This is a genomic window from Pseudomonadales bacterium, assembly GCA_041395945.1.
GTDB lineage: Bacteria > Pseudomonadota > Gammaproteobacteria > Pseudomonadales > Azotimanducaceae > SZUA-309.
This window is the reverse complement of record JAWKZN010000002.1, coordinates 140,634-160,575: the sequence shown is the minus strand read 5'-3', so window position 1 is coordinate 160,575 and position 19,942 is coordinate 140,634. Positions and strand designations below refer to the sequence as shown.

The window sequence follows — 19,942 nt, the reverse complement described above, 5'->3', positions numbered from 1 at the left end:
GTACTGGTGAGACACTGGCTATCCGGAAATCAATCGCAGGCGGCTGATCAGATTCACTCCAGACCGAACACGAACAGGGTCCGACCACCGGTGATCGCCACCCGCTGATGTCCGTCTATGGCGAAACCCATCGGATTGGTGCGGATGTGGGCGCCGGTATTGAAGTTCCACAGGGCCAGGCCGCTGCGGGCATCCAGTGCGAAGAAGTTGCCTTCGTTGCTGGCACCAAATACCAGACCCCCTGCGGTAGCCATCACCCCCGACCAGGGCGGTGACTGCAGGGGAAATTCCCACTGCTGCTCGCCGCTCAGTGCATCCAGGGCCAGGACCGCACCAGAGGCATCGTCGCCGGACAGGGACTGCTCGCCGCCGCCCATGAACGGCGTACCCGGTTCGTATTCCGCATCCGCCTTGAAGTAAACGGCGCCCATGCGACGGTTGGCGACGAAGAACTGTCCGGTGTCGGGATTGTAGGAAGGTGAGAACCAGTTGGTGGCACCCTGCAGACTCGGCCACACCAGATTGCCTTCTTCTGTCGGGGCAGTGTCGGGCAGCACGATGGGACGCCCGGTGCCATCGATGCCGGCCGCCCAGGTCTGCTTCGAGTAAGCCTTGCTCAGCAGATACTCGCCGGTGCTCCGATCGAGGAGGTAGTAGAAGGCGTTGCGATTGGCCAGGGCCACGAGTTTGCGCGGGGTACCGGCGAATTCCGCATCGATCAGAATGGGAATCTGATTGGCGTCCCAGTCGTGCACGTCGTGGGGCGTGTACTGAAAATGCCAGCGGATGGCGCCGGTGGCGGGATCGAGTGCCAGCAGTGAGCAGGTATAGAGGTTGTCGCCCGGTCGCAGATCGCCGTTCCAGTCCGGTGCCGGATTTCCGGTGGTCCAGTAAAGCAGATTCAGCTCCGGATCGAAGGAGCCGGTCAGCCAGGTCGAGCCTCCACCCGTCTGCCAGCTGTCGCCGCCCCAGGTCTCGCTGCCGGGCTCGCCGGGTGCCGGCACGGTATAGGTGCGCCAGACCCGGGTACCGGTCTTCGCATCGTATGCGTCTATGTGCGCCCGCACGCCGGCCTCGGCCCCGCTCATACCGACGATGATGAGGCCGTCCAGGGCCAGCGGCGCAAGCGTGAGGGAAAAGCCCACCGCATTGTCCGCGACCCGGGTCTCCCAGCGCACGGCGCCGGTACCCGCATCCAGGGCAAACAGACGGGCATCCAGGGTGCCCACATAGAGGGTGTCATCGAGGATGGCAACCCCGCGGTTCACCTTGGGGAAGCCGATGTGCAGCACGTCTTCGGCAAGTTCCGGGGACCAGTGCCAGAGCAGACGGCCGGTGCGGGCATCCAGCGCACTCACACTGCTCGGTGATTCGGTGAGGTACATGATGCCGTCCACCACCAGGGGTGTGGTCTCCTGCAGTCCGGCGCCTTCGATGTCCGTCGGCTGCATCTGATAGGCCCTTGAGTCTCTGCACGCTCGCCGGGTTGATCTCGGTGAGGGGTGAGAAACGTTCGGACCGGTACCCGCCGGAGTAGGACAGCCAGTCCGCACCATTGTTTTCATCAGCGAGCAGTCGCTCATAAGGTGCGCGCGCACTGACGGGCGTGGACAGCAGTGTAAGCGCCAGTAGTGCAGCAGCAGGAAAGCGCAGGCCGGTCCGGGGCATCAGGATTCTCCGGTGAGCGTCATGAGGTAAGAAACCAGGTCGTCGATTTCGCTTGCGGTGAAGTTCGCCTCGTAGCCGGGCATGAGGCTGTGGCCGAAAGCTTTTTCGAAGTTCAGCAGTTCGCGTTTATCGAAGGAGCGGATATTGCCGGACAGGTCGCGCAGCTGAATCGAGAATTCGTCTTCATTCACCCGCAGGCCTTCAAACTCGCCATCGGCGGCGACGACTCTGACGGTGAGAAACGCATTGATCCTGCCGGTCTGCCAGCCCGAGAGCATGGGAGAGTCCGCGTCAGGATCAGTCAGTGAACGCCGCAGATACTCCACGTTGCGTCGCAGGCCGACATCGGAGAGCTCCGGGCCGACACCGCGGCCCCGGCCGTCGAGGATGTGGCAGGTCGCGCAGGCACCGCGCTGGTTGTAGAGGTCGCCGCCCCGCTCGGGATCGCCGGGCATGACTTCCGCCGGAAGCTGGCCCAGCGATCTGACATGGCCGGCGATGCGCCACAGTTCCTCGTCATTGGGACCGAAGGTACCCGGCATTCCGGTACCCCGGATCCCTTCGTTGATCACATCGAACAGGGCCTGGTCGTCCGCTGCGTGGGTCAGACGCGGCCGTTTCAGGCTGGGACCTTCACCGCCATCTCCGAGCATGCCATGGCAGCGCGCGCAGTGGACGGTGAACAAGCGCCTGCCATCGGCCAGGTCTGCTGCGGTGAGCGTGGCAAGAGGTGATGCAGGGATTTCCGGATTCGCGTTGCCGGTCTGGTCTGCCAGCGTCGGGACACCGGCCAGTAACAGACCGGTGGCCAGACAGAACCCTGTGCCGATCAACCGCATGGATGTGAATTCCCTGTCCCCGAGGAGGGAGAACATACGTGATAGTGAGCGTGGAAACTACCTAGTCGGCGGCAGTTGAAAAATTGTCGCCGCGCCCAATAAAGGGTTCAAGCGCGGAGTGAATCCGCACGGTAACAAGTAAACCAGGTTGATCCGTTTAATCAGGAGAAACGCGAAAATGAACGATCTCATTCGCCGCAACGACCCCTTCGATATCTTCAGCCGCTTTGGTGATCTGTTTGAACGGGAGCCCCTTTTCCCGGCAACCGGCCGCAGCGAGTGGCTGCCTGCCGTGGATATCAAGGAAACCGACAGCGCCTACCGCTTCCTCATGGATGTGCCCGGTCTCAAGCCGGAAGATCTGGATGTGGAACTGCACGACGGTGTGCTCAGCATCCGGGGCTCGCGCAATGAAGAAAAGCGCACCGAAGACAAGGGTTATGTCCGCACCGAACGGCGTCAGGGCAGCTTTGTCCGGCAGTTCAGAGTACCCACCACAGCCCAGGCGGAAAATCTGAAAGCCGAGGTCAGGGACGGTGTGCTGAACATCGAAGTACCCAAGGGCTCCGCATCGTCGGTGCGCAAGGTACCCGTAAGCTGAGGAGGCATTATGAACTTCGATCGTCTCAAGGAAGACGCCGGTCAGACATGGCGCTGGCTGGCAGAGGGATGGCGGGCCATCAGCGGTCGAGCAGCAAATGCGCTGACCTACTTCTCTCCGGCGCGGGAGAACCGGCAGGAAGTTGACCGCCGGGACCTGCGCTGGGGCGTGCTGGCAGTTGATGTCTCGGAACACGCCGATCATGTGCTGGTGGAACTCGAAGTCCCCGGCCTGGACAAGGAAGACATCGATGTCACCGTAGCGGACGGCCAGCTCATGGTGAGTGGTTCGAAACGCTACGAAGCTGAGCGCAAGGAAGGATCCCTGCGGATCACCGAGCGGGCTTTCGGAGAATTCCGGCGGGTCATTCCGCTGCCTGGCGAGGTGGCCGGGGAGGGTGCACAGGCCACCTACAAACGGGGTGTGCTGAAGGTGAAGGTACCCCGGGCGTCGCTGCCACGGGCGCGGAAGATCAAGGTGCTGTCGGGAAGTTGATCTGCATCCGTCACCGAAGCGCGGTTGCGGACTCGTGCAACCGCCTGCCGGTGTTCGTGACCGTTCCTCTCCCGGCATCTCTCTTGGTGTTGTCGGAAGATGACCCTCTCGGCTGGTGACTCCTATGGCCGGAGCGCACGCATGCAGTGTATTGCTACTTCACAACCACCTGACGGACTGCGGACGGCTCGAAACACAAGACCACACTTCTTGAGGCGGACTTGGAAGCGCGCTGCAGATGCGGGGGTGGATCGAGGTATGACGGACCGTGTAGCGACGCCAACGACGCCGGATTGACCCGCCTCGGGGCAAGCCGGTTGAGGCGGGCAGCACGGAGCGCCGGAGCGAGGTCCGTCATACCTCGATCCACCCCCGCATGTGGATCCTCCTCCCTCCAAGTCCTCGCCTCATGCGGGCAGCGCGGAGCGCCGGAGCGAGGTCCGCCATACCCCGATCCACCCCCGCATGTACAACACCGCCCCTCCAGGTCCTCAATTCAGGAAGCCTGGACTCTAGCGGGCACCCTGAGCGGGCGAGGTCAGTTCAAGAATGCCACGCAGCGCAACCGCCACCGCCGCCAGCCTGATCTGCTGGCGATCACCCGGCAGACGGTGGGTGGCGGTCTGGGCGCATTGAATCTCGGGTAGCCGCAGGCCCCAGCCGAACCAGACGGTGCCGACCGGCAGGCGAACGTCGCCGCCTTCCGGTCCGGCAATGCCGGTGATGGAGACACTGATGTCCGCGCTGCTGTTGTGCAGGGCGCCCTCCGCCATGGCCCGGGCAACCGGCTCACTGACCGCACCATGGCGCTGCAGCATCTGCGTCGATACGCCCAGCATCTGCTCCTTGGCCGAGAGGCGGTAGGTGACGAAGCTGCCTTCGAACCAGTTCGAAGAACCGGGCAACGCGGTCAACGCCGCCGCCAGCAGACCACCGGTGCAGGATTCGGCGGCAATGAGTCGCCAGTTTCTGTCCCGCAGTCGCGCAGCGACTTCTGCCGCCAGCGTGGCGACTGCGCGCTCCTGCGCGGGGAGGGCCGACGTCGTTGCGTTTGGCTGATCCGTCATAAAGATTGCGAAATTCCGGGCGGCTGCCAACAATAGCCTCAATCACCAGTGTACGTCTCTCATGCTCCAGGAACAGATCGTCGCCGCTTATGTCCGGCTGCTCGACTATCCCCGCTCGTTGCTCGCAGTTATGGCCGGACTGCTCACGGTCGCGGTCTTTTATGGCAGTGGCTTCAGCTTCGATGCGTCCTCCGACACCCTGGTCGTTGAGGGGGATCCCGACCTTGCCACCTATCTGGAAGTGAGCGCCACTTTCGGTGGCGATGATTTTCTCCTCCTGACTTTCACCCCCCATGAGGGCGATATTTTCGACCCGGACAATCTGGCTACGCTGGATATGCTGGCCGCCCGCCTCGCGGCGGTGCCGGGGGTGCGCGATGTATTTTCCATCCTCGATGCGCCACTGCTGAAAAGTCCACCCGTGCCGCTGACGGAGCTGGCGGCAGGCTTCCGGACACTGCGCTCTGCCGATGTGGATCTGGATCTGGCCGCGGCAGAACTGACAGCCAGTCCATTGTTCCGGGAGCTGCTGATCACGACGGATGGGCGCTCGAGCGCGCTGCGCATCAGTCTCGATCAGGACCGCAGGCTGGCCGCGCTGGAAGCTGAGCAGGAGGCTCTGCAGGCCGGCAGAGTGCACCCGGCAGGCGGTCGGCTGGCAGAGGTTGAGCAGCAGCGTCGCGAGGCCAGAGCCCGGTACCTGGAGGAGAGAGACCGGCTCATTGCCTCCGTGCGCGGGATTCGGGATGAGTTCACCGACAGGGGCGTGCTGCACCTCGGGGGCGTGCCTATGATCGCCGCGGACATGATCGCGTTCGTGAAGAACGATCTGTTCACCTTTGGCGGTCTGGTATTCGTGCTGCTGGTCGGCTCTCTTTACGGCTTTTTCCGCAACTGGCGCTGGGTACTGCTGCCGGTCGCCGGCAGCATGATCACGATTGCTTATACCGTCGGGATCCTCGGTTTCGCCGGTCGGCCGGTGACGGTGATTTCGAGTAACTTCATTTCCCTGCTCGCGATCATCACGATCTCGCTCAACATCCATCTGATCGTTCGCTATCGGGAACTACTGCAGCGCGATGCTGAAGAGGGGGATGATCCGGACGCTGCCCCTGGCGGTCTCGCAGTGGAAACCATGCGCAGTAAATTCGCGCCCTGTGTCTACAACACACTGACCACCATGGCGGCCTTCGGATCGCTGATGGCCAGCAGCATAGTTCCGGTGGAGGATTTCGGCTGGATGATGTGTCTGGGCATCTTTATCGGTTTTCTGGTGACTTTCACCTTTTTTCCGGCAGCCCTGCTGCTGATCCCGGGCCGGCCACCAGGCGCGAAGCTTAACGAGGAACTGGCCTTCACCCGGGTTCTCTCCTTCAACGCCCGCTGGCGACCCGGCGCGATTCTCTTCGCAGCACTCGGCCTGCTGGCTGTGGGCGTACTCGGATTGAGTCAGGTGACGCTGGACAACCGCTTCATCGATTACTTCGATGAGAACACCGAGATCAATGCGGGCATGCGCTTTATCGATGACCGCCTGGGTGGAACGGTGCCTTTCGAAGTGGTGGTGGCATTCGACCCTTATGATGAAGACGCTCTGACAGACGGCGAAATGGACGACTTCGACGACTTCGATTCCGGGGAGGAAGACGCCTATCCGCAGCGTTACTGGTACACGAGAGACAAACTCGATCGCGTTGCGGGACTTCAGACCTTCCTGCAGACGCGGCCCGAGGTCGGCAAGGTCCTGTCTCTTGCGACACTCGAATCACTGGCGCTCGAGTTCACCGGTGGAGAACCTCTGTCTGCCTTTGAGATCGCCGCCGTGCTGGGTGAACTGCCCGACGAGCTGCGGGCCGAACTCATCGAACCTTATGCGGATCCTGCCAGTGGCAGAATGCGGCTTTCTGCCCGGGTAGTAGAGAGCGGGCCGGCATTCGACCGGGCGAAACTCGTCGCTGACATAAGGGCCCACGCAGAGCAGGTCCTGGATCTTGCAGCGGAGCAGATTCAGATCACCGGTATGATGGTGCTCTTCAACAGCATGCTCACCCAGCTCTTCGATTCGCAGGTCAATACACTGATCTATGTGGTTGGCGCCACCTTCCTGATGTTTCTCATTCTGCTGCGTTCTCCGCTGTATGCGCTGCTCGGCCTGGTACCGAATCTGCTCGCAGCGGCGACTGTGCTGGCGTTCATGGGCTATGCGCAGATTCCTCTGGACATGATGACGATCACTATCGCTGCGGTATCCGTGGGCATCGGTGTGGACGATGCCATTCACTACCTGCACCGCTTCAAGGAGGAATTCGCGCGGACGGGGGATGCCCGTGAAGCGGTGGCCTGGAGTCACGCGACCATCGGACGTGCCATGTATTTCACGAGTCTGACCATCGTGATCGGATTCTCGGTGCTGGCTTTCTCGAATTTTGTCCCCACGGTTACTTTTGGTTTGCTGGTCGCGCTGGCCATGGTGCTGGCGCTGCTGGCGAACCTCACCCTGCTGCCGGCGCTGCTGGTACTGTGCCTGGCCGGACCCCGGCCCCTGCACGTGCATCAGGCACGGGAGCAGGCGCGGCCTACTCCAGATCCCTGAAGCTGCGTTCCGCAAGGGCGGCGGCGGTGAAAATGGCGCGCCCCTTGTTCATGCTCTCTTTCCATTCGAGCCGTGACTGGGAATCTGCGACGATGCCACCACCGGCTTCGATGTAGAGGGTGCCGTCCTTGATCACCGCCGTACGGATGGCGATTGCCGTGTCCATATTGCCGTTCCAGGCCAGGTAACCCACTGCACCACCGTAGATGCCCCGTTTTACCGGCTCCAGCTCGTCGATGATTTCCATGGCACGGATCTTCGGTGCACCGGACAGCGTCCCGACCGGCAGGGTGGCGCGCAGCACGTCCATGGCGGTGCGGCCCGGTTCGAGCCTGCCTACCACGTTGCTGGAGATATGCATGACGTGTGAGTAGCGTTCGATTACGAATTTTTCGGTGACCTCGACCGAGCCGGTTGCAGCCACTCTGCCGACATCGTTGCGACCAAGATCGATGAGCATCAGGTGTTCGGCGAGTTCCTTGGGATCTGCGAGCAGCTCCTTCTCCAGAGCGAGATCTTCTTCGGGCGTGCGGCCCCTGCGGCGGGTGCCTGCCAGGGGTCGATTGGTGATCACGCCGTCTTCGACCCGGGCCAGTATCTCCGGAGAGGAACTGACGATCTGGAAATCGTCGAGATCCATGAAATACATGTAGGGAGAAGGATTGAGACTGCGCAGCGCCCGATAGAGATTGATGGGTTCGGATGCGAATGGCAGCGACATGCGCTGCGCGAGCACCACCTGCATCACGTCTCCCGCCCGGGTGTAGTCGCGTATCTTCTCTACCGCCTCGCGGAAGGCACTCTCGCCGAATTCGGAAACGAAATCGCTTTCCTCGACCGGCTGGTTGGTCGGCGTGGTGGGGATTTCGGGTACCACGCGCAACAGGCTGCGTGCTCGTTCCTGCAGATGCTCCAGCGTCCGTTGAAAGATATCGGGATCACCGGGATCGACCAGCCGGATCAGCTGCATGTGACCTTTGAGGTTGTCGAAGACGACCACTTCCTCAGAGAGCATGAGCAGAATGTCCGGAGTCCCGAGGGGGTCCGGTGGGGCGCTGCCCTTAAGCCGCGGCTCGACGTAGCGGACCGTGTCGTAGCCGAAATATCCGACCAGACCGCCGAAGAAACGCGGCAGCTCCGGCAGATCGGGAACCCTGAAGCGGGCCTGGAAGGCTTCGATGAAACTCAAGGGGTCCGGATCGCTGACCGCCTCCAGTACCTCACCGTCGGTACTGACCGTAATCTGTTCGCCCACGACTTTCAGCACGGTCCGGCAGGGCAGACCGATGATCGAGTAGCGCCCCCACTTCTCGCCACCGTGAGCGGATTCGAGCAGGTATGAGTAGGGTCCCCGGGCCAGCTTCAGATAGGTGGAAAGGGGTGTGTCCAGGTCTGCGAGGACCCGTATCGAAATGGGGATGCGGTTGAAACCCTGCGCGGCAAGTTCACTGAATTGTTTTGCGTCCATGAGCGGCTCTCAGGAGAGTAGGTGATGACAAGGGTACTTCTGCGGTGGTGACAGCTCGGTACGGGTGCGTGCCGAACTTGCCGCGTGTGTTCAGCGTCGCCAGCGGGTCTGGAGGCTGCTCTCGGTTGATCCGTTGTCAGCAGTGGTCATGGTGCAGGGGGCCGATTCGAAATGGCGGAAAGCGGGGAGACTAAACGAGGTCCAGAAACGATTCAATGACGGCGTCCGCGCCCAGTTCGGCCGCCGGCGTACCGTGACTGTAGCCATCGCGCACCACCACGACCGGGCAGCCCGCCGCCCGGGCGCAGTTGACGTCCGTGGCCGAGTCTCCGACAAAGAGCGCCTGCGCCGGTTGCAGATCGAGACGCTCGCAGGCGAGCAGTGCGGGGTCCGCGGCCGGCTTCGGACGGGCGGCGGTGTCGCCGCCGATGATGGTCTGAAAAAAACCATCGAGGCCGAGCTCGGTCAGCAGCGGCACCGAGAGTCCGGCGAGCTTGTTGGTGATCACTGCAAGTCGGGCGCCTCTCGAGCGCATGGCGCGCAGTGCTTCGACCACCCCCGGATAGGGTGCGCCGCGTTCCGTGAGGTGGGTGCGATAGTAGTCGAGAAAGACCGCGAGCAGCGGCTCGATTTCTTTTGCAGGAATCTTGAGCCCTGCTGCTTTGCCCCTGCGCAGAGCTTGCGCCTTGAGGGCATGTTCGATCAGCACACGGGCGCCGTGACCGATCCAGTGACGGGTCAGTGCTTCATCCACTTCCGCGTAGCCGTGTCTCAAGAGGGTGTAGTTAAGCGCAGCACCGATGTCGGGCGCGGTATCGACCAGGGTGCCATCCAGATCGAAGAAGTAGCCGGGGTAGGGGTTCAAACCGATGCCAGGCGCTGGCGCATGGCGCCGATGGTCGCCTTGTAATCGCCGCTGCCGAATATTGCCGAGCCGGCAACGAAGGTGTCTGCACCCGCAGCGGCGGCGTCCGCGATGTTGTCGATTTTGATGCCCCCATCGATTTCCAGACGGATGTCCCGGCCGCTGGCGTCGATCAGCTCCCTGGCCCGGGCGAGCTTCTCGAGACTGCTGGCGATGAATGTCTGTCCGCCGAAACCCGGATTCACCGACATGATGAGCACCAGATCCACCAGATCGATGACTTCCACGAGCACATCGACAGGTGTCGCCGGATTGAAAACCAGCCCCGGCCTGCAGCCACCTTCGCGGATGACGCTGAGCGTACGGTGCAGATGCTCGGTGCTTTCCGGATGCACGCTGATGATGTCGGCACCCGCACTCAGAAAATCCCCGATCAGCCGGTCCACCGGCTTGACCATCAGATGCACGTCCATCACCGCGTCGATGCCCGCCCTGCGCAGCGATTCCAGCACCAGGGGCCCGATGGTCAGGTTCGGCACATAGTGATTGTCCATCACATCGAAATGAATGATGTCCGCCCCCGCCGCGAGGACATCACGAATCTCCTCACCCAGGCGTGAGAAATCCGCAGACAGGATCGAAGGCGCTATCCAGTTTTCCATGGGCGGCGATTCTACGCACCGGGCAGCCGTCCGTCAGCCGCCAGGATAGATCTTGAGAGGACGGGAGGCCTGGGGGCATGCGTGACGGTGTAGCGACGCCGACGACGCCGAACAGACCCGCTTCGGGGCTGGTCGGTTGAGGCGGGCAGCGCGGAGCGCCGGAGCGAGGTCTCGCATGCCCCCAGGCCTCCCGACCACTGAACATCTTCAATCTGACCGGCTGACGGACGGCTGGCCGGTGCGGGCATCGAGGATGAGGTCGAGGGCTTCGCGAAGATCCGACATGCGTCGGTCTGCTGCGAGTTTCTGGTCGCTCGGCGCGTCGGCGGGGAGGCGGTCGGGGTGGTGCCGGGCGATCTGGCGGCGGTACGCGGTCCTGATGGCTTTATCGGAAAGCTCGGGGCTGGTGCCGAGGGTTTCGTGGGCGCGGCTGAGAACGGCGTCCGGGCTGTTGAGCAGTTCCTGGCAGCGGCTGCAGGCGCTGCCGGTGGTTTCCCGGGACAGGCCGAGCTGCTCGGTGAGGGCATAGAGGGTATTGCGGGCCTGTGGGTTGTCTTCGATCAGGGTGGTCCGGCAGAGGCTTTCGAGGATCATGTCGAGCAGCACGGGCGCCTTCTGCAACTGGGCGAGACAGCGTTCAGCGAGGGGGCCGAACGGGTAGTCGGGTGCCTTGCCTTCGGTGAAAGCGTCTATGGCCAGGCGCCGATCGGCGGCGCCGAACTGGAGCCGCTGCATCAGATGTTCCGCATAGGCGATGTGGGCAGGCTGCACCTGGCCGCTGGCCCTGGCGATGCGGCCCATGCCTGCGAAGGTGAACTTCAGGGATGGCCGTGTCGGATCCGGTCGGAAACGGGATCCGAACAGTGGCCGCTGCAGGAAATCGATGGCGTCGACATAGCGGGATGCCCAGCGATCGAACACAGCCCCGCAGACCAGGCCGATCGTGAATCCTGCCAGGGTGGGCGCCCACCCGAGGGGGCTCAGCAGCAGGCCGGCCAGACCTCCAACAGCCTTGCCGAACCAGTGATTGTGGAGCAGGGGAACGGAAACCATGTCCGGGTGGACCGTTTACTCATCGAGATACCCTGAGCATAGATGCGCAGGCGGCCCTCGCCCGGGCTTATTCGGCGTTCAGCGCATCGAGTTGTTCACGATTACCGATATCCGTCCATGCACCGGTCCAGATCTGGGCCGATGCGCGCCTTCGCGCAACGCACTCGAAGAATCGCTCGCGCAGGGAAAACGGTGCGCGGGCGAAGCCGTCGAAAAGCCGTGGTCGGAGGATAGCGATACAGCAGTACACGAAACTGTTGCCCCGGCTGAGGATGCGGCCCGCGGCAAACTCGAAATCTCCGGATTCGCGAAAAGCCGGTCTGGGAGTCAGCACCAGGTGAATGTCGGCCCACTCCGGCAGGGGCTTGAGGTCGGTGAGCGGAAAGTCGGTGAAGATGTCGCCGTTCATCACCAGGAAAGGTTCGGAGCCGAGCAGGGGCAGAGCGTTGAGGATCCCGCCACCGGTATCCAGGAGCTCGGACTCGTGGCTGTAGCGGATGCGCACACCGAAGCGTTCGCCATCTCCGAAGTAATTTTCGATCTGCGCACCCAGATGATGCAGGTTGATGACCAGATCTGTGATACCCGCCGCCTTCAGCCACTCGATCTGGTGTTCGAGCAGGGGCCGGCCGTGGACGCGCAGCATGGGTTTCGGGGTCTGATCGGTGAGGGGGCGGAGACGTTCGCCGCGTCCGGCTGCGAGGATCATTGCCTTCATCGGTAAGGTTCCAGCACCTGCGCGGCGGCGGGAAGGAGTTCGGCCAGCCAGCGCCCCAGGGATTCGAGCTCGGCGTGGTGTGCGCACAGCCCGGGCAGCCGTTCCAGTACCGGCAGTATGTGCGTCAGGTGGCTGCTGATGGTGCGACTCAGATGCAGGCGGGTGAAGATGCCGATAGCTTTGAGTTGCCGCTGCACCGCGCAGAATTCGACGTTGCGCTGGAGCAGTGCAGTGCTGAGCTCGGGTGCGAAGGACGCGCGAAAGTGTTCGCGCCAGTAGTCGATCTCCTCGCTGTCGAAGTGGAAGTAGCAGTCGTGCAGCAGCGAGGCCAGGTCATAGGCGGAGGGACCGATGAGTGCGTCCTGGAAATCCACCACCCCGAATTCACCCGTGCTGGAATAGAGCAGATTGCGGCAGTGATAGTCCCGGTGCACACAGCACTGGGGTTGAGTTGACGGCTGTGCGGCGAGCACATCCATCGTCGCTTCGAGCTGCCGTGGCAGCCGGATCTGCAGCAGGCGCTGCAGGAACCACTCACGGAAAATGCCCAGCTCGTCTCGAAAGCGACTCCTGGTGTAGGGGGCGAGCAGCGGATCGCGGATCGTCTGAATGCGGGCCAGCGTGGCAAGGGCAGCCTGGATCGCAGGTGCACGCTCGACGCCCGCATAGGCATGCTGCAGATCCCGGTCGCCAAGATCTTCAAGCAGAAACCAGCCGGATTCGTCTCTGGATGCCGACAGGGCGGGGACCCTGACTCCAGCTTGCAGGAACACGGGGATCAGGGCTTTGAACTGGGCGTTGTTTTCCTTCTCCGGCGGCGAAACCATCAGCACACGGCCGCTTGCCTGTGCGGCCCCGGCATCCTGATCCGCGCTGACCAGCACTCTGAAGAAACTGCGAAAGCTTGCCTCGGCCTTGAGCGGGTGCAGGTGGATCTGAGCGGGCAGGAAACTGCCCGGCAGCGCAGCGGCCACCCAGACTTTGAGTTGCGGATCCGTGGCTGTGGTAATCGCGGCGATCTGACGGTGCTCTGTAGCGGGCAGGGTTCTTCAGGTGGCCGGCATTGTACCGCGTCGCGATGGGGTATCATCGCCCGCCATGATTTCCCACCACCCCACTGGCCTGTTGTCGTGCAGCCCGAGCGCGCTGTTGCTCGCTGCCGGCCTGTGGCTGACCCTGCCGGCGGTTGCGCTGGCAGCCGAAGATACGGCGAGGAAGGTGAGTCCACAGAGTTCCGGGCTCGCAGGGCAGTACTGGCACCCCCGGGACGCCCTGAGCGCGACCGAGCTGGTGGGGGTGCCGGAATTCTGCGCAGGCGCTTATCGCTGGCCCAGTTTCCCCTATCCCGCCTCGGACCGGGACGAAGACTATCCCGTGCAGGCCCAGGCTCGGCACGGACAGTACTGGCAGGACGGACGCGTGCAGCTCGATGGTGCGGTGACCGTCACCCAGGGCAACCGCAGCATTGCGGCCGAGTCTGTTGCCATGGACCACCGTACCCGCATCGGTACGGTGGATGCGGGTGTGCTGGTCGAGGAACCTGCTCTGATCCTCCAGGGGCAGCAGGCGAGCGTGAACCTCGACAACAAAGCGGTGAATTTCCAGGACGTGGAATTTCTGCTCATTGAACCGGAATTCCGGGGTGTGGCGGAGGAAGTGGATCGGGACGAACTCGGCACGCTGCAGATCGACAGACTCTCATTCACCCGCTGTGATCCCTACAACAACAACTGGCGGGTGACGGCCAGATCCTTCGAAGTCAAGGAAGGGGCCATTTACGGGGTCGCCAGAGACGCGGTGCTGCGGGTGAAGGATGTGCCCGTTTTCTACACCCCCTACCTGAGCATTCCGGTGACCGATGAGCGCAAGTCCGGCTGGCTGTTTCCGACCTTGGGCTTTTCGGATCAGAACGGCATTGAATTTGCACCGCCCTATTATCTGAACCTCGCACCCAACTACGATGCAACCGTCGTGCCCCGCTATCTGGAGAAGCGGGGTATGGGAGTGGATGCGGAGTTCCGCCACCGTTCTGCCTGGCAGAAGACGTCGCTCTATGGCGCCTGGCTGCCATCGGACGATGAGTACGATGGTACCTACGACAGAAGCGACTACGACGACCTGCTGCAGACGGGTGCGGCAACAGAGCCCTTCCAGCCGGCCGACCGCTGGCTGTATGCGATGTTCCACGAGGGCGATGTCGGGAATTTTCACACGACCGTGAACTACACGGCTGTCAGTGACCGGGACTACTTCCGCAATCTGGGTACCGAACTCGATGTCCGCTCGCGCCTCGAACTGGAGCGCAGAGGCGAAGTTCTCTACAGCAACGAAGGGCTGGACGTGCGCCTGTGGGCACAGCGCTTCGACCGGCTCGATGAGGTGACCGTTGATCCGTATCAGCGGCTGCCCGAGCTGGCGGTCAATTATCTGGGTGATGCGCCGCTCGGCCTGGAATGGAGCCTGGGTGCGTCGGCCGCAAGTTTCACCCGGGACAACGACGATCTGACCGGTGCGGCACGGGTCGTCGGTGATCGTTACCACATGGAGCCCCGCCTCAGGTTACCCCTGAGCCGATCCTGGGGATTTCTGAACCTGACCGGCGGTTACCGCTACACCCGCTACCAGCTCAATGATGTGGAACCCGACGTCGACAAGGATCCGGTGCGGAAAATCGGCCTCGGCAGTGTCGATACCGGGCTGTACTTCGAGCGGGATCTGATCAGGGGGGGTGCCAGCCTGGTGCATACGCTGGAACCGCGGGTGTTTTATCTCTACCAGCAGTATGAGGATCAGGACGACCTGCCCCAGTTTGATGTCAGTGAGCTGACCTTCCGCTATGACCAGCTGTACCGGGACAACCGGTTCAGCGGCATCGACCGGATCGGTGATGCCGACCAGGTCTCCCTCGGACTCACCAGCCGACTGCTGCGGGCGGATACCGGCGCAGAGCTGGTACGCGCCAGCATCGGCCAGATTCAGTATTTCAAGGACCGTCGAGTCACCACCTCGGGCACCCAGAGTTCCCGCGATCTCAACAGCAGCTCCCAGTACGCGGCCGAACTGACCGGCTACCGGGGGCCCTGGGCCCTGGGTGGCGACCTGATGTGGGACCCTCATGAAAAGTATGTCACCGAGGCGGGCGGCTTCCTGCGCTATCTGTCGGACAATGACCATATCGTGCACCTCGGCTACCGGTATCAGCGGCTGTCTGACGTGGATCAGACCGATGTGGGTTTCACCTGGCCGATCAGTCGGCGCTACGCCCTGGTCGGACGCTGGAACTACGACCTCAACAGCGGTCGAACCATTGAGGGTCTCGGTGGAATCGAGTACAACGACTGCTGCTGGAAGATCAGGGTCATCGGCCGGCACTACCTCAACACCCCATCTGCCGCTGAATTCGATGTCGCCGAGACCAGCTTCGGCGTCTATCTGCAGGTGGTCTTCAAGGGTCTGGCCGGCATAGGCGGTCAGGTCGAGTCCCTGCTGGCGAAGAGCCTGCCGGGTTACAGCGCGGAGAATTAGATGATCAGCCGGAAACTTTCGACACTGGCGCTTGCACTGGGGCTGCTGAACCTGCTCCCGGCCGCTGCCGTGCGGGCCGAATACCGGGAGCTGGATGGCATCGTGGCCGTGGTCGAAGACGATGTGGTGCTCGCCTCGGAGCTGCTGGAACGCCTGGACATGGTGCGTGCTCAGTTCGCGTCGAACAATTCCCAGATGCCGCCGAACGAATACCTGGTCAGTCAGGTGATGGAGCGTCTGATCATCGAGAGCCTGCAGATCCAGGAAGCGGATCGCCGCGGTGTGCTCATCGACGATGAAACCCTTACCCGTGCAGTGAACGGCTTCGCCTCCCAGAACAACATGACGATCGAACAGTTCGCCCAGGCACTCGCCAGCGATGGGCGCAGTTACACGGAATTCCGGGAGCAGATCCGCAAGGAGATGGTGATGCAGCGTCTGCAGCGCGCCATCGTGAATCGGCGCATCACCATCACGGACCAGGACATCACCGATCTGCTCAATTCTCCCTACTATCAGGAACTTCTCTCGGATGAGTTCCGGGTCGGCCACATCCTTCTGGAAATAGACCCGGATGCAGATGCTGCTGCGCAGAAAGCAGCGGAGGACGGCGCCATCGAACTGGTCAGGCGGCTGCGGGATGGTGCCGATTTTGCCCAGATGGCTGTGGAGTACTCCAAGGGCAGCAACGCGCTGGAAGGTGGAGATCTGGGCTGGCGCAAGGCGGCGGAACTGCCGAGTCTGTTCGCGGAGTACGTGATCAAGATGGAGGTCGGTGAAGTCTCTCCACCGATCGCAAGCGGCAGTGGTCTGCATATCGTGAAACTGCTGGAGCAGCGCGGGGCAGGTGTCCAGACTGAGCAGCAGAGTCTGTTGCGGCACATTCTGGTGCAGTCTTCAGCGATCCGGACCGAGGCAGAGACGGAAGCACTCATCCGCAGTCTCTATGATCGGGTGCTTGCGGGCGAAGACTTTGCGGAGCTTGCCATCGAATATTCTCAGGATCCGGGCAGTGCGCTCAATGGCGGCAGTCTGGGCTGGACATCGGGTAATGAGTTCGTACCGGAGTTTCAGCGTGCCCTTGCCGATACACCGACCAAATCCGTGAGCCCGCCGTTCCGCTCGAACTACGGCTGGCACATCCTCGAAGTGCAGGATCGCCGTGAGCAGGACATGAGCGAAGCGACGCGTAAGGATATGGCGCTGCAGATACTCCACACCCGCCGTTTCGAAGAGGAAACGGAGAAGTGGCTGAAGGAACTCAGAGACGAGGCCTTTGTCGAGATTCGAATCTGACACCAGTGGTCCAGCGGACACACTCCGGGAAAACATGGGACAGCGCACGCGGCTCGCCATCACCTCCGGAGAACCGGCGGGAGTAGGCCCGGATCTGCTGGTCGCTCTCGCTCAGCGCACGCGGCGCGCTCAGTGGCTGGTATTCGGTGATGCGGACCTGCTGCGTCGTGCTGCAGCGAGACTGAAGCTGCCACTCGAGATTGACGCGGACGTCGAAAACCCCAGCAGGGATCCCGCCGTGCTGACCGTGCATCACCTGGCCCTGCCGGTGCGTGAGCGGCCCGGGGTGCTGGATGTGAACAATGCCGGCTATGTGGTGCGGATGCTGGAAGCTGCGACGGATCACTGCGTGGCAGGCAGCTGCCAGGCGCTGGTGACCGCCCCTGTGCAGAAATCCATCATCAATGAGGCGGGTATCCCGTTTACCGGCCACACCGAGTTTTTCCGTGATCGGGCCGGTGTCAGCGATGTGGTAATGCTGCTGGTCGCCGGCAACCTCCGGGTGGCGCTGGCTACGACCCATGTCCCCCTGAAGGATGTTGCCGCCGCACTCACGCGCGAGGTACTGACGCAGACGCTGGAGATTCTGCTGCGCGGGCTGGAGGGGAGTTTCGGGATCCGCAGGCCCAGAGTTCTGGTGGCGGGACTGAATCCTCATGCGGGTGAAGGCGGACACCTCGGCAGGGAAGAAATCGACACGATTACGCCCGTGCTCGATGCTTTCCGGGCGCGCGGCGCACGGCTGCGGGGTCCCCTGCCGGCAGACACCCTGTTCACCCCCCGGCAGCTGGCCGGTGCCGATGCGGTCCTGGCCATGTATCACGATCAGGGGCTGCCGGTTCTCAAGTACCAGGGTTTTGGCGAGGCGGTGAATGTGACGCTGGGCCTGCCCTTTGTGCGGACCTCAGTCGATCACGGCACCGCGCTTGACCTCGCCGGCACTGGCAGGGCAGACAGCGGCAGCCTGCAGGCGGCGCTCGATCTCGCAGAACGGCTGGTCATGAATCCGCCGGCACCGTCCGGCCGGGGTGGATGAAACACTTCGCGCGAAAACGCTTCGGCCAGCACTTTCTCGAAGACGAGGGTGTGCTCCAGCAGATCGGGAGCGCAGTACGTCCCCGCGCCGATGACCAGCTTCTCGAAATCGGCCCCGGGCATGGAGCGCTGACGGCTCAGCTTTTCGGCAGCAGCCGACGCTACCAGGCTGTGGAGATCGATCGGGATCTGATCGCCCCGCTGCTGGCACGCTTCCACGGCATCGAGCTGCACAGCGCGGACATTCTGAAAGTAGACGTGGACAGGTTGCTCGACCCGCCAGGCTGGCGCATCGTCGGCAATCTGCCCTACAACATCACCACCCCGCTGCTGATGAAGCTGTTCGAGAGCATCGGTGCCATCACCGACATGCACTTCATGGTGCAGAGGGAGCTTGGCGCCCGTCTGGCTGCCGAGCCGGGTACCAAGGCCTGGGGGCGGCTGACCGTCATCACCCAGTATCACTGCGAAGTGGAGGCGCTGTTCGATGTGCCGCCGGAAGCCTTCGTCCCGCCGCCTAAAGTGCATTCCCAGGTCCTGCGCCTGGTGCCGCGGTCCTCTCCGCAGCAGGTGGATGTCCACGCCCTGGGTCAGGTCCTGCGGGTTGCATTTTCCGGCCGTCGCAAACGTATTGCGAACGCTCTCAAGCGTTTCGAGGTCGACTGGGACCGGGCGGGAGTGGACGCGGGTGCGCGAGCCGATCAGCTCAGCGTGCAACAATACGTGGACATCACCAATGTGGTGGCGTCGTCCCCGGGAGAGCGATGAATGACGCAGATATCGATCGACGTGCAACCGCGCTACATCGAGGCAGAATCCGATCCGGATCAGCAGCGCTTCGTCTTCGCCTATACCATCACGATCGCCAACGAAGGCAGCTCGCCGGCCCGTCTGCTCAACCGCCGGTGGCTGATCACCGATGCGGATGGCGGCGTGGAGGAGGTCAAGGGCGCGGGCGTGGTCGGCAAGCGGCCGCGCCTCGAACCGGGTGAGCGATTCCGCTACACCAGTGCGGCCATTCTCAAGACACCCGTGGGCAGCATGCAAGGACATTACGAGTTCGAGCGGGACGACGGGACCCTGTTTCTTGCGGACATTCCTGCTTTTTCACTTTCCATCCCGTCACTTTCCATGCCGAGGATCGTGCACTGACCCGGGCGGCGGCTGTTTCCGGGGCCGCGTAGCGTGACCACCTACGCGATAGGAGACGTGCAGGGCTGCTATGGCGAGCTGTGTGCGCTGCTGGAGCGGATCGCTTTCGATCCTGCCCAGGATCGACTCTGGCTGGTCGGTGATCTGATAAACAGGGGTCACCAGAACCTCGAGGTGTTGCGGCTGATCATGTCGTTTGGTCAGTCAGCCGTGACTGTGCTGGGCAACCACGACCTCCATTTTCTGGCGATCTGTCTCGGCGGCCACAAGGCCAATCGAGGCGATACATTTCAGGACGTGCTTGCTGCGCCCGACTGCGATGCGATTGCCCGCTGGTACCGGCGGCAACCTCTGCTGCTGGTGGATGCCGATCTCGGATATGCGATGGTGCATGCCGGTATACCCCCCATGTGGGGTCTGGAGGCAGCGTACGGATATGCGCAGGAAGTGGAGATGGTGCTGCGCTCAGACGCGCACCGGAGCTATTTCGAGGGCATGTACGGCAACAGGCCGGCCAGATGGCGGGATGATCTTACCGGCATGGATCGCTGGCGGCTGATCACCAACTACCTCACTCGAATGCGCCTGCTGCACGCGGATGGTGCTCTGGATTTCTCTCACAAAGGCGGGCTGGCCGAGGCGCCGGCGGGGCTGATTCCCTGGTTTGAGCTGCGGGCGGCTGCTCCGCTGGGAATAAAACTTCTGTTCGGGCACTGGGCGGCCATCGAGGGTCAGACGGGCCATGCGGATCTGATCGGTCTCGATACCGGCTGTGTCTGGGGACGATCGCTCACCGCACTGTGTCTCGAGACCGGTGAATACACAGAAGTCCAGGCGATCGAGCGTCATTCCACATAGCCGTTGCCTGATTCCGGCATCCGCTGCCGCCCCTGCGACCGCTGGTA

Annotated in this window: 18 protein-coding genes; 9 read left to right on the top strand and 9 right to left on the bottom strand. The window is 62.6% G+C overall.

The annotated features are described in order from the left end of the window. Nucleotides 1–53: 53 nt before the first annotated feature. Both R3E82_17500 and R3E82_17495 read right to left on the bottom strand, forming a co-directional pair. Nucleotides 54–1,451: a PQQ-binding-like beta-propeller repeat protein gene (locus R3E82_17500; protein MEZ5552680.1), complete on the bottom strand. Its 1,398-nt coding sequence runs from the start codon at nucleotides 1,449–1,451 to the stop codon at nucleotides 54–56. 216 nt (nucleotides 1,452–1,667) lie between these two features. Beyond that, the gene (locus R3E82_17495) at nucleotides 1,668–2,507 is read right to left on the bottom strand and encodes a c-type cytochrome (GenBank protein ID MEZ5552679.1); all 840 of its coding nucleotides are present in this window, start codon (nucleotides 2,505–2,507) and stop codon (nucleotides 1,668–1,670) included. 178 nt (nucleotides 2,508–2,685) lie between these two features. On the opposite strand from R3E82_17495, the gene R3E82_17490 reads away from it, so the two are divergent. Together R3E82_17490 and R3E82_17485 are read left to right on the top strand one after the other, a co-directional pair. Continuing rightward, on the top strand, nucleotides 2,686–3,108 hold the full coding sequence (locus R3E82_17490) for an Hsp20/alpha crystallin family protein (protein MEZ5552678.1): 423 nt from the start codon (nucleotides 2,686–2,688) through the stop codon (nucleotides 3,106–3,108). A gap of 9 nt (nucleotides 3,109–3,117) precedes the next feature. Beyond that, entirely contained in the window at nucleotides 3,118–3,603 is a 486-nt protein-coding gene (locus R3E82_17485; protein MEZ5552677.1) for an Hsp20/alpha crystallin family protein, read from the top strand. 512 nt (nucleotides 3,604–4,115) lie between these two features. Here R3E82_17485 and R3E82_17480 read toward each other — a convergent pair. After that, nucleotides 4,116–4,670, bottom strand: a complete 555-nt coding sequence (locus R3E82_17480; GenBank protein MEZ5552676.1) for a CinA family protein — start codon at nucleotides 4,668–4,670, stop codon at nucleotides 4,116–4,118. 61 nt (nucleotides 4,671–4,731) lie between these two features. Here R3E82_17480 and R3E82_17475 point away from each other — a divergent pair, with 61 nt between their 5' ends. Continuing rightward, nucleotides 4,732–7,263, top strand: coding sequence for an MMPL family transporter (locus R3E82_17475; GenBank protein ID MEZ5552675.1), 2,532 nt, complete (start codon nucleotides 4,732–4,734; stop codon nucleotides 7,261–7,263). Here the strand turns inward: R3E82_17475 and trpE are convergent. From trpE to R3E82_17445, 6 genes are all read right to left on the bottom strand, one after another. Next, entirely contained in the window at nucleotides 7,247–8,731 is a 1,485-nt protein-coding gene (gene trpE, locus R3E82_17470; protein MEZ5552674.1) for an anthranilate synthase component I, read from the bottom strand. The two genes, R3E82_17475 and trpE, sit on opposite strands and share 17 nt — an antisense overlap. A 190-nt stretch (nucleotides 8,732–8,921) precedes the next feature. Beyond that, a complete protein-coding gene (gph, locus tag R3E82_17465; GenBank protein MEZ5552673.1) occupies nucleotides 8,922–9,596 on the bottom strand; it encodes a phosphoglycolate phosphatase in 675 nt (224 codons plus the stop codon). Further along, the gene (gene rpe, locus R3E82_17460; protein MEZ5552672.1) at nucleotides 9,593–10,258 is read right to left on the bottom strand and encodes a ribulose-phosphate 3-epimerase; all 666 of its coding nucleotides are present in this window, start codon (nucleotides 10,256–10,258) and stop codon (nucleotides 9,593–9,595) included. Before rpe ends, gph begins: the two co-directional genes overlap by 4 nt. Nucleotides 10,259–10,465: 207 nt before the next feature. Next, nucleotides 10,466–11,311, bottom strand: coding sequence for a DnaJ domain-containing protein (locus R3E82_17455; protein MEZ5552671.1), 846 nt, complete (start codon nucleotides 11,309–11,311; stop codon nucleotides 10,466–10,468). A 67-nt stretch (nucleotides 11,312–11,378) separates the two neighbouring features. Continuing rightward, the gene (locus R3E82_17450; GenBank protein MEZ5552670.1) at nucleotides 11,379–12,029 is read right to left on the bottom strand and encodes a nucleotidyltransferase family protein; all 651 of its coding nucleotides are present in this window, start codon (nucleotides 12,027–12,029) and stop codon (nucleotides 11,379–11,381) included. Continuing rightward, on the bottom strand, nucleotides 12,026–13,003 hold the full coding sequence (locus R3E82_17445) for a phosphotransferase (protein MEZ5552669.1): 978 nt from the start codon (nucleotides 13,001–13,003) through the stop codon (nucleotides 12,026–12,028). The genes R3E82_17450 and R3E82_17445 overlap by 4 nt, the downstream gene beginning before the upstream one ends. A gap of 79 nt (nucleotides 13,004–13,082) precedes the next feature. Between R3E82_17445 and R3E82_17440 the strand changes: the two genes are divergently transcribed. The 6 genes from R3E82_17440 to R3E82_17415 are packed head-to-tail and all read left to right on the top strand — an operon-like array spanning nucleotide 13,083 to nucleotide 19,895. Next, nucleotides 13,083–15,554 carry an LPS-assembly protein LptD gene (locus R3E82_17440; GenBank protein ID MEZ5552668.1) on the top strand — a complete coding sequence of 824 codons (2,472 nt, stop codon included), beginning with the start codon at nucleotides 13,083–13,085 and terminating at the stop codon, nucleotides 15,552–15,554. After that, nucleotides 15,555–16,850: a peptidylprolyl isomerase gene (locus tag R3E82_17435; GenBank protein MEZ5552667.1), complete on the top strand. Its 1,296-nt coding sequence runs from the start codon at nucleotides 15,555–15,557 to the stop codon at nucleotides 16,848–16,850. Between the two features lie 34 nt (nucleotides 16,851–16,884). Next, the gene (gene pdxA / locus R3E82_17430; GenBank protein MEZ5552666.1) at nucleotides 16,885–17,886 is read left to right on the top strand and encodes a 4-hydroxythreonine-4-phosphate dehydrogenase PdxA; all 1,002 of its coding nucleotides are present in this window, start codon (nucleotides 16,885–16,887) and stop codon (nucleotides 17,884–17,886) included. Further along, the gene (gene rsmA, locus R3E82_17425; protein MEZ5552665.1) at nucleotides 17,883–18,653 is read left to right on the top strand and encodes a 16S rRNA (adenine(1518)-N(6)/adenine(1519)-N(6))-dimethyltransferase RsmA; all 771 of its coding nucleotides are present in this window, start codon (nucleotides 17,883–17,885) and stop codon (nucleotides 18,651–18,653) included. The genes pdxA and rsmA overlap by 4 nt, the downstream gene beginning before the upstream one ends. Next, nucleotides 18,654–19,037: a Co2+/Mg2+ efflux protein ApaG gene (apaG, locus tag R3E82_17420; protein ID MEZ5552664.1), complete on the top strand. Its 384-nt coding sequence runs from the start codon at nucleotides 18,654–18,656 to the stop codon at nucleotides 19,035–19,037. Nucleotides 19,038–19,070: 33 nt separating this feature from the next. Next, a complete protein-coding gene (locus R3E82_17415) occupies nucleotides 19,071–19,895 on the top strand; it encodes a symmetrical bis(5'-nucleosyl)-tetraphosphatase (GenBank protein MEZ5552663.1) in 825 nt (274 codons plus the stop codon). The last annotated feature ends 47 nt before the right edge of the window (nucleotides 19,896–19,942 follow it).